Raw genomic sequence first — 13,034 nt, 5'->3', positions numbered from 1 at the left:
TAAATCCCCTGAGCGGGATGTTCGAATTATGAAAAATGCTGAAATAAAAGAAATGAAATTGAACTGCAATCCTCACGATGTGGGTATTTGTACTTTTTCGCTAAACTTATGTTATAAATGATATTTACTGGTGGAAAATGCTGCACAATTTACAGGGTTATTCTTCCTGGAGAAGCAAAACCTTATACCCACTATAAGGAAAATGTTAAGGTTAGTGGATTCATTTGAAATTCCATCCTTTGGCAGAACAACTTTTTGAATTTTTTTTGAATAATGTGTCATTTCAGGACTTCACGCCGTCAAAAATCTGTGATAGGATAAAGGCACAAGTTAAAAAATGATGTCTGGAGATCGGGAGGGACCACGTGCCGCTCAGCAATTGCTGAGCGAATGACGTGGTCCTTTTTTTGTTTTTTTGCGGAAACATAAAGGGAATCAATGGGAGGTTCAAGGATGGCAGAAACGTTCTCGTCAGCACACCGAACCGAATATTTGCAAAGCATGGCGAATGCACATTTTGACGTATTGATTATTGGCGGTGGGATCACAGGCGCAGGGATTGCATTGGATGCGGCTTCCCGTGGATTGAAGACAGCGCTTGTCGAAATGCAGGATTTTGCAGCAGGTACATCCAGTCGTTCGACCAAGCTTGTCCATGGCGGATTGCGTTATTTGAAGCAATATGAAGTGAAGATGGTTGCGGAGGTAGGACGGGAGCGGGCTGTAGTGTACGAGAATGGGCCACATGTGACCACACCTGAACCGATGTTGCTACCGATCTATACGGCAGGTACGTTTGGCCGCTTCAGCACATCCATTGGACTGATGGTGTATGATCGGCTCGCCGGGGTGAAGCGCAGTGAACGGCGCCAAATGTTGAATGCCGGAGCGGTGTCAGATAGCGAACCTTTACTACGCAAACAGGGGTTGTTGGGTGGTGGGCTCTATGTGGAGTACCGGACAGACGATGCCAGGCTTACCATTGAAGTCATGAAAGAAGCTGTCAAACGTGGGGCACAGGCAGTGAACTATGTGAAGGCGACAGGTTTCCTGAAGGAGAATGGCAAAATTACAGGTATAGAAGCCATGGATCAGATCAGTGGCCAGACCTATACACTCAAAGCAAGCAAGGTGATCAATGCTTCAGGTCCATGGGTGGATGGGCTGCGGGAATTGGATGGTTCGCGCCAGGGGAAAACGCTACAGATGACCAAAGGTATTCACTTGGTCTTTGACGGTGAACGATTCCCGTTAAGACAGGCGGTTTATTTTGATACACCTGATGGTCGAATGGTGTTTGCTGTCCCACGTGATGGCAAAACCTATGTAGGAACGACCGACACCGTATATCAGGAAGATCCTGCACACCCCCTAATTTCCGACTCGGACCGCGATTATGTCCTTAATGCAGTCAATGGCATGTTTCCAGATATACAGATTGGTACGGAAGATGTGGAGTCCGGATGGGCGGGGGTGCGTCCACTAATCCATGAGGAAGGCAAGAATCCTTCCGAGATTTCACGTAAGGACGAAGTCTGGGTCTCTGATTCCAATCTGATTACGATTGCCGGGGGCAAGTTAACCGGGTACCGCAAAATGGCGGAGATGGTCGTTGATCTGGTCGCGCGTCAGATGGAGCAGGAGCATGGACATTCTATAGGCCCTTGCGTAACGAAGAAGATGCCCATCTCCGGCGGTGACGTAGGGGGATCGGCTGGATTCGTATCGTATGCGGAGCGCAAGATCAAGGATGGCGTCGCTCTGGGGCTTGCTCGACCTGCTGCAGAGCGGCTGACTCGCACGTATGGTTCCAATGTGGAGGCACTGTATGAGCGAATGCCTGATCCACGGACCAAGGCCGAGCTTCATGGCATGCCACAGGAGCTGCTGCTGATGCTCTGTTATGCGATCGAAGAAGAGATGGCAGTAACTCCATCAGATTTTTTGGTACGAAGAACAGGCGATTTATTTTTCCGTATAGATGAAGTCCGCCGTTATAAGGCAGCTGTGATCTCCTATATGGCCGGGCGTTTGAACTGGTCTGAAGAGCAAGCGGTCTTGCATGCACAGGAACTGGATCAGCTGTTGTTGGAAGCATCCGGCAAAATCTGAGGCAGGATTTCAAGGCTGAGAGTCGAATGGAACATGTAAGCGTGTAACACAGAGAGGGGATTACATCCATGACATTACAGATCGGAATCATTGGAACAGGCTGGTTCAGTAAGGTACATGCGGATATTCTCGCACGAATGGAAGGTGTTCGTGTTGCGAGTGTCTGTGGAACAACGTTGGAAAAGGCAGAGGCTATGGCCTCCGTCTATGATGCTGTTGGTTACGGTGAACTTGAACATATGCTGGATGGTGAGAAACTGGATGCGGTGTATATCTGTGTGCCCCCGATGTCTCACGGATCGATTGAGTCTGAATTGAATCGTCGCGGAATTCCATTCCTAGTCGAGAAGCCGCTGAGTACTGGAATGGACGTTCCACGTCAGGTGTTGGATCAGGTGCAGAAGAGCGGATTGTTAACCTCTGTCGGATACCATTTCCGTTATCAGGAGGCTGCTCAGGTATTGCAGCAGGCCATGAAAGAACAGACGGTCGGCATGGCTCTTGGCCGCTGGATGGGCGGAATGCCAGGGGTTGCCTGGTGGCGGCGTCAGGATGGTTCAGGAGGACAGTTCGTGGAGCAGACTACACATATTGTAGACTTGCTTCGGTATTGTGCAGGAGAAGTCACGGAGGTATATGCCGTAGCAGCTCAGCGTAGCATGCATGAGAAGCATGAGCATGTCACTGTTGCCGATGTGGCAAATGTGACGCTCAAGCTGGAAAGTGGAGCGATTGCCAGTATCGCCAATACATGTCTGTTGCCTGACGGAGAGGGCGGCGCAGGGCTGCAGTTCTACACGGATGCAGGCGTGTGGGATTGGACGCCGGAACGTTTGCTTCTGCCAAGTGCCGCATCACATGCGATGGCAGGTCTGGAAATTCCGGCAGGACATAATCCATACGAGCGTGAGAATGAAGCGTTCATTCACGCCCTGCGTACGGGAGACCGTTCACGCATTCTGTCCGATTATGCGGATGCCTGTCGTACACAGGAGATTACGACGGCGGCGCTGGCATCGGCAGATTCCGGCCTGCCTGTAAAACTTCAGCCTTCAAAGCATCTTTCTCATTAATAAAAGTTGAATGTAATATAAATACGCCTGAATCGAGAACTGATCCGCAGATCAGCCTGATTTAGGCGTATTTGTGTTTGTGTGGAGTGTAATGTCATGGAGCAGGAATTCAACTACTCGGATTTCTGCTGTTTCAACCAGTCGGAAGACCAGCTGTAGATCTGATCAATGACAGGTTCAATGGCTCTGCCTTTAGGTGTTAATTCATACTCTACACGGGGAGGTATCTCGGGAAACATGTGCCGGGTTACGATACCTTCCGTCTCCATTTCCTTCAATCGCTCGGATAAAAGTCGTCCACTGATCGCCATCTCTGCTTCAAGCTCCGTAAACCGCTTGGGTCCGGACAACAGTTGGTACATGATTAACAGTACCCACTTCTTGCCTATAATGTCTATGGCCTGAGTGATCATACAGGGACTTGGTGCTTTTACTTTTTTCAGCTTCAACGTGTTCACCTCAATTCATGATCATTTTTTCGCAGTGTATTCGCAGTTGTATATGAAAGGACATGATTTCTGCCGCTCTAAGAATATAGGACATCCAAGTAAATGAGGGTTACTACAAAATATACTGTAACATACCTTTTGTATGTATTATACATCATTCAGTGAAAAATTACTTGAAGAAATTATATTATTATTATATACTTACTTCATAAAAGTAAGTTGGTGATAAATAATACGTATAATATGAACGCGTACTATTTTGAAAGTGAATCAGACTGACCATATGAAAACAGAGTTACCTTTGGGAACTTTTACATAGATTCTTTTTTTTACGTTTTATCGCAAATTTAATCATCCCATAGTAGGAACATACAATTCGTTATAGGAGGATATACATATGAACAAAATTTTGGGTTATGTTTTTCTGGTTGTGCTTGCAGGGGTATTCGTCATGACAGGGTTTAACAAGATTAGTGGAGCAGACATGATGATTCAGACATTCGAGAGTTTCTCTTATCCAACATGGACCATGTATCTGCTGGGCGCTGCCGAGTTGCTTAGTGCAGTAGGGCTGCTCATTCCACGGACTCGCATCCTGGCTTCTGGCATACTGACATTCATTCTGATTGGGGCCGTGGGAAGTCATCTGATCTATGCACAATATGCTGCTGTTCCGTTCCCGGCTGTATTGCTGGTAGCTAACATTATTGTTCTGGTTGTGGGCATGCGCAGATTGGAAGAGGAAGAAGAAGGACAGTTGGACGCGATTCAGGCGTAAGCGAGGGATTCATTAGAAGATCTGGACCTATATTATGAGATGATCGCTGCAGATGAGCAGAGGTCATCTTTTTTTATGTTTTGAATGTATTGAATAAAAAAAAGAAGAACCCACGAAACATAACGGGTTCTCTTGCAGCGGGACTTCCTGATCGGAAGGTCTTCTGACTATAAATGATCGAATACCATTCTTATTATAGTAACTTTTTTAATTGAGAGACGCGTCCTTGGCTAATGCCAAGCTTTTCCGCAATTTGCTGTTGAGCCAAACCGGGATTCTGTTCAACAATTTCTTTCATCTGTTGCAGCATGCGTGCCGTCTTCGGCCGCAGGTCCGGATATTCTTGGTTGTCAGCTGTGGTCCCTTCTTCCCTAGCGGGAGATGAGACTGAGGCGGATTTGGTAGCAGGACGCTCCACGGGTGCAGGAGCCTGTTTGTTCTGAGGTACGAACCAGTCGGGAGAGTCATCCGGGTGTTTTAATTGAATTGCACAAGTCCGGCAGATGAATTGTTCTTTGAAATACATTTCCGTATCTACATCACCGCAAAAAATACATAATGTTGATTTGTACTTTCTTAAAATCAACTCTTTTCCTTCAATGAAAAACTCAAGCGGATCGCCGATATGGATTTCCATCGTATCCCGCATTTCTTTGGGAAGGACAATTCGTCCAAGACGGTCCAGAGATCTCTTCATTCCGGTTCTTTTCATCGCATCTCCCCCGCAATATTCACAATTAAAACCTGTCCTTATTGTAAGGAAGAAAGGGCTTTAATACAACAATAATATTTCAAAAAAGTGGGATAATTCCATCTATTATGGGAAAATAAGTTTGGAAAGGATGGGGGCAACGGCTAAAGTGAACAATGCGGCGAGCACCATGGAGATACTGGAGATGGTACCGGTCAGGGAACTCAGTTCAAACGCCTTGGATGTCCCTGTGCCATGGGCACCGGTTCCAAACAGTGTGCCTCGTGCAATCTCCCCATCGATGCGCAGCATCTTAACGATCGAAGGGCCCATTATCACCCCGAGCAGGCCTGTCATAATAACAAATACAGCTGTCACTGCGGGAATGCCACCGATTGTAGCCGATACGTTCATGGCAATGGGTGTTGTAATGGAGCGCGGGATCAGGCTGTGAATCAGCCCTGAATCCAGGCGTAACCATTTGGCGAGCAGGGCAGAAGAAAGTACGGCAACGACCGAGCCGGTCATCACACTGAAGACAATCTCGGAAATATGTTTTTTGAGTACATGGAAAAAGGTGTAGAGTGGTACTGCAAAAGCCACGGTGGCCGGTTGAAGCAGCAAACTCAGCCATTTGCCGCCACTGCTATAGGTGGTATAATCCGTTCCGGTTGCGAGCAATATGCCAACGACAAGCAGCGGCGTAATGAGCAGTGGAGACAGATATACTTTCGGCAGATTGCGATACATTCGTTTGGTAACCCAATAGATACCGACGGTTAACAACAGGCAGAGGAATCCAATCATCCAGTGTGACGCTCCTTTCGTTTGGCAATTCGTGTAGCAACCAGGCCTGTGCAGGACATGACCAGGAATGTACTAAGCAGTACGATGAATAAAATTTGCAATCCGTCATGCTCCAACATGGGCATATAGTTCATGATGCCAACGGCTGACGGGATAAAAAATAACAGTAGTTCGCCGAGCAGCCAGGCAGCTCCAACTTCAATCCAGCGCAGCTTCACGACACGAGTCTGAAGCAGAATGAATAGCACGACCATACCGAGGATTGAACCCGGTACAGGAAGATGGAGAGTACGGGCCAGCAGGTCCATGAGCAGTGAAAAAACCATTAAGAGCGCAACCTGTGCAATACCAAGGCCCCATTTTTTCACTTCAATCCCTCCTTGTATAATCAACGTAATCGTTTAAGTTATTATGAAAATGAAAATGATTCACTTGATATCACAAATTTTACATGGCATTCTTTCATGAGTAAAATGCATATTAAGAATGTTTACTATTCCATTTATCTATGAGAGGTGGGAACCACGCGATGGATATCCGCCATTTGCAGTATTTTCTGGAAGTCGCCAGGCAGCAGAGCTTCACAAAAGCCGCTGAAATTCTGTATATCACCCAGCCCACCATCAGCAAGACAGTCAAGAGTCTTGAAGAGGAATTGGGTATCACGTTATTGGATCGTTATGGGAAAAAAGTTGAGCTAACGGACGCGGGTCATGTGTTTTTTCGGCAGGCACTCGAGATTGAAAAATCGTTCCGCAATCTGTCGTCTGAATTGGACGATCTGATGAACTTGAAGAAAGGCCATCTGCGGATTGGCCTTCCGCCAATGATCGGTTCCAGCTTCTTTCCGATGATTATCGGTGAATTCCATAAAGCCTACCCCCAGGTGACCATTCAACTGTTCGAGGACGGTGCCAAAAAAGTGGAGGCCGATGTGATCAGCGGTGCACTGGATATCGGTGTTGCTGTTCTGCCAACCGTGGATGAACTGGTGGATCACTTTGTTTTTGTGGAAGAGAAACTGAATCTGATCGTGCACCCTTCGCACCCGCTTGCGGGTAAAGCATCGGTTGCCCTGCGCGAACTGGAACAGGATGCATTCGTACTGTTTCGGGAAGATTTTGCGTTGCATGACCGGATTATTGTGGCATGCCAACATGCGGGGTTCCAGCCCCGGGTGGTATATGAAAGCTCCCAGTGGGATATGCTCAGCGCGATGGTTGCCGCCAATCTGGGTGTAGCCTTACTACCGGAGACGATCTGTCGTGAAGTGGACCATATGCGCGTGCGGATCATACCCGTGGTGGAACCGGTGATTCCATGGCAGCTCGGCATGATCTGGCGGAAGGACCGTTATCTTTCATTTGCCACGAGAGAATGGATTGGTTTCACACAGTCGATGCTGGGTGAGTAGGGAAGCGATCGGAAGGTGGTTCTGTCATTGTAGTGCCCAGTGTAAATACTCTTTTGTTGACCCCGGATCGTTGTTACAATGGAAGCATAATAATGGTGGAGGTGTACGAACATGAAACTGCGGGTATCCGCTGTACAATACCAATTGCACACAATCAGCTCGTTTGAGCAGTTCGCCGCTCAGGCTGAGCATTACATACGGACAGCGAGCGAATACGGAACCGAATTTGTGCTGTTCCCGGAATTTTTCACAACGCAATTAATGTCCATTGGGGACGAACAAGGCAATGCACTGACAATTGAGGATCTGCCGAACTTTACGGAGCAATATGAAAAACTGTTCACGTCACTTGCTGCCAAGTACGGTATGCACGTTATCGGGGGAACCCACGTCATTCGACGTGAGGGGAAGCTGTATAATACAGCCCACATGTTCTACCCGGATGGTCGCATCGCGCGTCAGGACAAGATTCACATCACACCAACCGAAGTACAGGAATGGAATATGGCTCCCGGGGATGGGCTTGAGGTGTTCGACACGGATAAAGGCCGTATTGCGATGCTGACCTGTTACGATATTGAGTTCCCTGAAATTGTGCGGATGGCCAAAGCCAAAGGCGCTGATGTCATCTTCTGTCCTTCCTGCACGGACGATCGTCACGGATTCTACCGTGTGCGTTATACGAGTCATGCCCGCGCGGTGGAGAATCAGGTGTACGTTGTGTTAACCGGAACAGTGGGCAACCTGCCAACCGTTGATTTCATGCGTGCTAACTATGGACAGGCAGCGATTATTACGCCAAATGATATCCCGTTCCCGCCACGTGGCATTCTGGCCGAAGGTGAGATTAACAACGATATGATTGTGACCGCCGATCTGGATCTGGACTTATTGTATGAGGTGCGTGAACGTGGATCGGTAACGACTTGGCGTGACCGCCGTACCGATCTGTATACCGATTGGGAGTAAATAGCAACTTTTATAGCCGAACGGAACAGAGCAGGAAATTCATTTGTCAGTGGAAAGGGGCGATCCGGCAAGATGTATACCAAAGAAATGCTGATCACCGACCCGGAGCGAAGTGGCAAAAGGGTAAAGGCAGTGGTTCGCAATTATGTTGCAGCCGACTTTGAGGAACTCGTTCGCATTCAGGCAGAGAGTTTCCCTCCACCTTATCCGGAAGAGCTGCTCTGGAGTCATGAGCAGCTCACCAGTCATGTACAGCATTATCCAGAGGGCGCCATCTGTATTGAAGTAGATGGAGAATTGGCCGGATCGATGACTTCGCTGCGGATGCAGTGGGACCCTGCACATCCGGCGAATCATACGTGGGCGGAAGTAACGGATGACGGCTATATTCGTAACCATCAGCCGGGTGGGAACACGCTATATATTGTTGATCTCTGTGTTCGTCCAAAGTACCGCAAATGGGGGCTGGCACAGCTTATGATGCAGGCGATGTACCACCTTGTGATTGCACAGGGTATAGATCGGTTACTAGGAGCTGGTAGAATGCCAGGTTATCATCTGGTTGCAGACCAACTGTCTGCGCAGGAATATCTGAATCAGGTAGCAGCGGGAGAGAGGCGGGATCCGGTCATATCGTTCCTGCTTCGTTGTGGCCGCATGCCGGTTGGTGTGACGGCGGACTATCTGGACGATGAGGAATCCTGCAACTATGCTGCTCTGATGGAGTGGCAGAATCCGTTCAGATAAAGAAATGTTAAATGAAATACATCATCAATGAGGAGGCATTAATCCATGGAATTCACGCGTATTACATCCATTAATGATCCATTGTTTGCCCAAATGCACAAGCTGATGCAGGAGATTTTCCCGCGGGAAGAAGTGCTGGACTTCCCTCTGTGGGCAGAACCGTTGGAAGATCCGGGTATTCGGGTGTTCGTGGCTGTACATGAAGGACAAGTTGTTGGCGCGACGGAGTACCGTTATTACGAGGACTGGAACGTAGCCATGACGGACTTTACGATTATTGGGCGCGAAGGACTGGGGATCGGCAGTTTCCTGGCGAATCACCGCAAGCGTGATCTGCAAAAGCTGGCTGCGGCAAACGGGAAAGAATTGTTCGGCATGTTTGCCGAAATCTATAACCCTTATCTGAGTCAGGATCACGAGTTTGGCGGCATCAAGCCGATGGACCCGTATGTGCGTCGAGAAGTATTGTCTCATCTGGGATACCAGCGTCTGGACTTCCCATATGTTCATCCATCCTGGCAAGGGGACGGTGAAGCGGTTGGCGGATTGGACCTGTGCTTCATGCCAGGTGATGAGTCGCTTGGTGAACTGCCAGCCAGCCTAGTGGCTGATTTCCTCAATCGATATTATGCAGTGCTGCCAAACAAACCACAGGAATGGCTTGCCATGGTGGAGCAATTGACTGCTCGCAAGTCGGTTGCGCTACTGCCGTTGTAAACGGGAGCAGGGCTGACACGAATAATTGCGTTGAGATGTTCTGAGCAACAGTTTAACGTATAAAAAGCCCATTAAATAGACCGTGATTCGGTTCTGTTTAATGGGCTTTTTCGGTTTTACAAATTTATTGGATCTCGATATAAAATGAGTGCTAAGCTTGCCGTTCGAACAGAGCATGGACTGCTAATGAATCTGAGGCACGTTATATTGGAATATAAGGTGTTTTATAGCGTTTTTGTCGGCTATTTTTGGGAAATAACGTGTCTGATGTTCTTTACAATTTAAAAAGAGGACTTGAAGGCCAAATAAGACGTGTTATGTTCCTTAGGAATGGGTCTGGCGATTCGCCAGAGTCAGCAAACTTGGCCTAGAGACTTTTTGACGCTGATATCTATCAACTTATAGCTTACCTGAATTTGAAGATATACCTTAGATTAATTAGTTCATTATTAATGAAGCCTATTTAACCGTACATTTAACGATTAGTTCTTATTTAACGTCCTTTCGATCTGGTAGCTGGCTCAAATAACTGTTGGACAAGTGTGCAAGATCCAATGCCCGATCATATTGTTCCTTCGTTATAAAACGTGAAGAAGACGGCCTGCTGTTATTGGGTATGGCGATAGTTGGAGATTCCTCATCTCCCGAAATCTTCGGGGTCTCTTCTGAAGGAACACTTGTCTGTTGTTGCCCCGCATTCTTCCTGCCCGCATCAGCTAGGGAATAATGCGTCCCATCCCCGTATCCTTTCGCCGGAATGAAGAGAGAAGCATCGTTAAGCACCGACCCGGAAGGGAGGTAGTAGCGTTCGGGTAGCAGATTTCCGCCTTCATGCAGTAAATCCTGACCAAAGTGCAATTGGTCCTCCAGTGATATTCCAGTTAATCCGGCAATCGTTGGCAGAATGTCTACCTGGCCTCCGATCTGCTCCAGCTGTACACCCGGAGTAACGCCTGGGGCCGAGATAATGAGTGGAATGTTAATCATATCTGCTGATGTGTATTCCCGGCCATATAACTCTTTCATGAGGACTTCGTCATCCCGATCAAGCGAATAGATGGGAAGTCCCAGGTGATCCCCGTAAAAGACGAGCAGGCTATTTTCCCATAAACCTCGTTCTTTCAATCCCGCAATTAACTGTCCAACAGCCTGATCTGCATAATGCTGGGATATCAGATAATCACCGGGCAACGTATCCTTGTAACGCTCAGGCAGCGTCAGCTTCACCTTGTTTTCAGGCAGCGTGTACGGGTGGTGGGCTGACATGGAGATGATATGAGCATAGAAGGGATCACCCGAAGACTGCATGGATTCCAGCTTATCCAGTGTTTTGGAATACAGAACCTCATCCGAGGCCGAAAAGGCGATAGAGTCCTGTGTGCCGAAATAATTGATATCATAATACTGGTCGAACCCAAGTGCCTTGTATAGCTGATCCCGATTCCAGAAATGAACATCATTCGTATGGAATGTGGCTGTGTGATACCCGTTTGCTGACAACAGCTTAGGTAGACTTGGCAGAGCTTTATCCGCATATACAGTCGTTGCTGCCCCGTTCGGCGGGGTGTAGAACGATGTATTTACAACAAATTCTGCATCCGATGTATTTCCCTGTCCCACTTGCTGATAGAAGTTCGGAAAATACAGGCTTTCTCTAGCCAATTGATTCAGATTAGGCGTGATCTCCTGTCCATCTACCTCTAATCCAATCAGGAAGTTCTGAAACGATTCCAACTGGAGCACAATAACGTTACGTCCGCTCGCTGCACCCTGCTCGACAATCGCAGGAAGTTCAGTCGTTTGCTTCAGCTGGTCGATATCAGCCTGATCAATGTCAGCGAAGGGTACAAGTTCATCGGGACGATCCAAGATGGTATATGCCTCGTAACCAAGGATCCCCATCTGTTCTGCTTGTGTAATCTCACTCATGCTCGCCCGATTGGGATAGATGTTGAGCATGCACAGGATCATGGACAGGGTGAGAATGACCGAAGCAACCCGTCTTCTGGCACGTCGTTCAAGCGGAATGCGGTTCGGGCGTTCTGTACTCCCGAGCTTAATCCGACGACGAACGAGTATCCCTCCAATGATCAGAACATCTGCAAAAATAAACAAATAATAGGGGTCAAGCAAAGAGAACATGCTGCTCTTGACCGAGGTCACTTGATTGACCTGTGCCAGCGCGTGATAGTTAACGATTACGCCATAGTATTTGTAGTACATGATGGCTGCAAAGAAAATACCCGAAAGCAGCAGATTCACGGCAAGGTATATCCACATCCGCCGTTTGGCAGCAAACCACTCAATTAGACAGAAGCCGATCCAGATGAGCGGCAATTCGGTCAGCAATGGCTTCCAGACAGGAATGTCATCGAAGATAACAATCCAGGCCAGTGAGCTTTTGATCATCATGATGATGGTGAAGAATATAAACGGTCCGCTTAGAAACCGGGTGAGTGAATTGCGTGCCAAGGTACCGCCTTCCCTTCCGAAGTTTCATTTAACAAGTATTATCCTATCTCAGCATGTCCGTGTCAAAAAATGAAAGCCGCCATCAATCGACAACAAAAAACCTCTCCCATGTTGGAAGAGGTGTGGCGGGCGCGGTTTCTACAAGGGAAGCCAATTCGTACCCGATTCGTTATTCTATGGTGTACGTTGTGACGTAAGAAGGTCTGGGGAACATGGTGGGCTTCTGTGCGGTTAGGCCTTCACTTGTACTGCGGTTACGGTGAGCGTGACTATAGGCTTGGGATTCCTGCCAGCCTTTGAAATGTTCCTCGGACTGCCAGAGTGTAAGTACAACATACGTGTCATCCTTGAGTGGACGAAGCACACGAATACCGACAAAGCCGGGCTCGTCTTCTACCTTGCGGGCACGGTTCTTGAACCGTTCTTCGAAATTGTTACGACCATCCTCTGTGACAGGGATATTGTTGAGAACAGCAAAACCTCCGCCAGTCCAGGAGCCTGCGGCATCGAAAGCTTCATATGCGGCTACTTTATCATCAGACTCAATATTCATCAGACGTTCTGCGGATTCAATAGCCAGGCGTACCTGTTCTTCGCTTCGCAAAGTTAGATGCGGGTATGCAGCAAGTGCATCCGGAATCGGTGAAGGAACCAAATAGATATACATAGAAGCTGCCTCCTTATTTAAATACATTCTACTTCAACATAGCATATGGGATTGTGCGAGTCCAATCGGCGGATCAACTGGTTTGAGTACGTCTTTTCATGATAAAGTATAGTCACTACAAACAGAACGGGTGATCGT

At 47.8% G+C, this 13,034-nt stretch carries 13 protein-coding genes; 7 read left to right on the top strand and 6 right to left on the bottom strand.

Features of this window, described 5'->3' with window-relative positions:
• The first annotated feature begins 453 nt into the window (after window positions 1–453).
• Both NYE45_RS28400 and NYE45_RS28395 read left to right on the top strand, forming a co-directional pair.
• The gene (locus NYE45_RS28400; protein ID WP_340014849.1) at window positions 454–2,112 is read left to right on the top strand and encodes an FAD-dependent oxidoreductase; all 1,659 of its coding nucleotides are present in this window, start codon (window positions 454–456) and stop codon (window positions 2,110–2,112) included.
• A gap of 68 nt (window positions 2,113–2,180) precedes the next feature.
• Entirely contained in the window at window positions 2,181–3,185 is a 1,005-nt protein-coding gene (locus NYE45_RS28395; RefSeq protein ID WP_340014848.1) for a Gfo/Idh/MocA family oxidoreductase, read from the top strand.
• 113 nt (window positions 3,186–3,298) lie between these two features.
• Here the strand turns inward: NYE45_RS28395 and NYE45_RS28390 are convergent, their stop codons facing one another.
• On the bottom strand, window positions 3,299–3,598 hold the full coding sequence (locus NYE45_RS28390; RefSeq protein ID WP_026081419.1) for a helix-turn-helix domain-containing protein: 300 nt from the start codon (window positions 3,596–3,598) through the stop codon (window positions 3,299–3,301).
• Window positions 3,599–4,031: 433 nt separating this feature from the next.
• On the opposite strand from NYE45_RS28390, the gene NYE45_RS28385 reads away from it, so the two are divergent.
• A complete protein-coding gene (locus tag NYE45_RS28385; RefSeq protein ID WP_076333762.1) occupies window positions 4,032–4,412 on the top strand; it encodes a DoxX family protein in 381 nt (126 codons plus the stop codon).
• A 193-nt stretch (window positions 4,413–4,605) separates the two neighbouring features.
• On the opposite strand, the gene NYE45_RS28380 is transcribed toward NYE45_RS28385, so the two are convergent.
• The 3 genes from NYE45_RS28380 to NYE45_RS28370 all read right to left on the bottom strand — a co-directional run bounded on the left by NYE45_RS28380 (window position 4,606) and on the right by NYE45_RS28370 (window position 6,278).
• Complete coding sequence (locus NYE45_RS28380; protein ID WP_340014847.1) at window positions 4,606–5,124, bottom strand: AbrB/MazE/SpoVT family DNA-binding domain-containing protein; 519 nt, start codon at window positions 5,122–5,124, stop codon at window positions 4,606–4,608.
• Window positions 5,125–5,229: 105 nt separating this feature from the next.
• Window positions 5,230–5,910 (bottom strand): CidB/LrgB family autolysis modulator, encoded by a 681-nt coding sequence (locus tag NYE45_RS28375; RefSeq protein ID WP_062836798.1) that lies wholly within the window; start codon window positions 5,908–5,910, stop codon window positions 5,230–5,232.
• A complete protein-coding gene (locus NYE45_RS28370) occupies window positions 5,907–6,278 on the bottom strand; it encodes a CidA/LrgA family holin-like protein (protein WP_017691758.1) in 372 nt (123 codons plus the stop codon). The genes NYE45_RS28375 and NYE45_RS28370 overlap by 4 nt, the downstream gene beginning before the upstream one ends.
• 161 nt (window positions 6,279–6,439) lie before the next feature.
• Between NYE45_RS28370 and NYE45_RS28365 the strand changes: the two genes are divergently transcribed.
• The 4 genes from NYE45_RS28365 (at window position 6,440) to NYE45_RS28350 (ending at window position 9,757) form a co-directional block, all read left to right on the top strand.
• Window positions 6,440–7,324 carry a LysR family transcriptional regulator gene (locus NYE45_RS28365; RefSeq protein WP_340014846.1) on the top strand — a complete coding sequence of 295 codons (885 nt, stop codon included), beginning with the start codon at window positions 6,440–6,442 and terminating at the stop codon, window positions 7,322–7,324.
• Window positions 7,325–7,435: 111 nt separating this feature from the next.
• On the top strand, window positions 7,436–8,293 hold the full coding sequence (locus NYE45_RS28360; RefSeq protein ID WP_076209665.1) for a carbon-nitrogen hydrolase family protein: 858 nt from the start codon (window positions 7,436–7,438) through the stop codon (window positions 8,291–8,293).
• Between the two features lie 72 nt (window positions 8,294–8,365).
• Window positions 8,366–9,040 (top strand): GNAT family N-acetyltransferase, encoded by a 675-nt coding sequence (locus NYE45_RS28355; protein ID WP_340014845.1) that lies wholly within the window; start codon window positions 8,366–8,368, stop codon window positions 9,038–9,040.
• A 45-nt stretch (window positions 9,041–9,085) separates the two neighbouring features.
• Complete coding sequence (locus NYE45_RS28350) at window positions 9,086–9,757, top strand: GNAT family N-acetyltransferase (RefSeq protein ID WP_340014844.1); 672 nt, start codon at window positions 9,086–9,088, stop codon at window positions 9,755–9,757.
• A 489-nt stretch (window positions 9,758–10,246) separates the two neighbouring features.
• Here the strand turns inward: NYE45_RS28350 and NYE45_RS28345 are convergent, their stop codons facing one another.
• Together NYE45_RS28345 and NYE45_RS28340 are read right to left on the bottom strand one after the other, a co-directional pair.
• Window positions 10,247–12,229: an LTA synthase family protein gene (locus NYE45_RS28345; protein WP_340014843.1), complete on the bottom strand. Its 1,983-nt coding sequence runs from the start codon at window positions 12,227–12,229 to the stop codon at window positions 10,247–10,249.
• A 169-nt stretch (window positions 12,230–12,398) separates the two neighbouring features.
• Entirely contained in the window at window positions 12,399–12,896 is a 498-nt protein-coding gene (locus NYE45_RS28340; protein WP_340014842.1) for an antibiotic biosynthesis monooxygenase, read from the bottom strand.
• Window positions 12,897–13,034 lie beyond the last annotated feature (138 nt).

The sequence above is a fragment of the Paenibacillus sp. FSL K6-1318 genome (assembly GCF_037976905.1).
In the GTDB taxonomy this organism is placed as follows: Bacteria; Bacillota; Bacilli; order Paenibacillales; family Paenibacillaceae; genus Paenibacillus; species Paenibacillus amylolyticus_A.
The sequence above is the reverse complement of the archived record's forward strand: the minus strand, read 5'-3'. Positions and strand labels throughout refer to the sequence as shown.

Bases quoted from the DNA above. Each gene is read 5' to 3' on its own strand.
- NYE45_RS28400 (WP_340014849.1), top strand. From the start codon at position 454: ATGGCAGAAACGTTCTCGTCAGCACACCGAACCGAATATTTGCAAAGC.
- NYE45_RS28395 (WP_340014848.1), top strand. From the start codon at position 2,181: ATGACATTACAGATCGGAATCATTGGAACAGGCTGGTTCAGTAAGGTA.
- NYE45_RS28390 (WP_026081419.1), bottom strand. From the start codon at position 3,598: ATGATCACTCAGGCCATAGACATTATAGGCAAGAAGTGGGTACTGTTA.
- NYE45_RS28385 (WP_076333762.1), top strand. From the start codon at position 4,032: ATGAACAAAATTTTGGGTTATGTTTTTCTGGTTGTGCTTGCAGGGGTA.
- NYE45_RS28380 (WP_340014847.1), bottom strand. From the start codon at position 5,124: ATGAAAAGAACCGGAATGAAGAGATCTCTGGACCGTCTTGGACGAATT.
- NYE45_RS28375 (WP_062836798.1), bottom strand. From the start codon at position 5,910: ATGATTGGATTCCTCTGCCTGTTGTTAACCGTCGGTATCTATTGGGTT.
- NYE45_RS28365 (WP_340014846.1), top strand. From the start codon at position 6,440: ATGGATATCCGCCATTTGCAGTATTTTCTGGAAGTCGCCAGGCAGCAG.
- NYE45_RS28360 (WP_076209665.1), top strand. From the start codon at position 7,436: ATGAAACTGCGGGTATCCGCTGTACAATACCAATTGCACACAATCAGC.
- NYE45_RS28355 (WP_340014845.1), top strand. From the start codon at position 8,366: ATGTATACCAAAGAAATGCTGATCACCGACCCGGAGCGAAGTGGCAAA.
- NYE45_RS28350 (WP_340014844.1), top strand. From the start codon at position 9,086: ATGGAATTCACGCGTATTACATCCATTAATGATCCATTGTTTGCCCAA.
- NYE45_RS28340 (WP_340014842.1), bottom strand. From the start codon at position 12,896: ATGTATATCTATTTGGTTCCTTCACCGATTCCGGATGCACTTGCTGCA.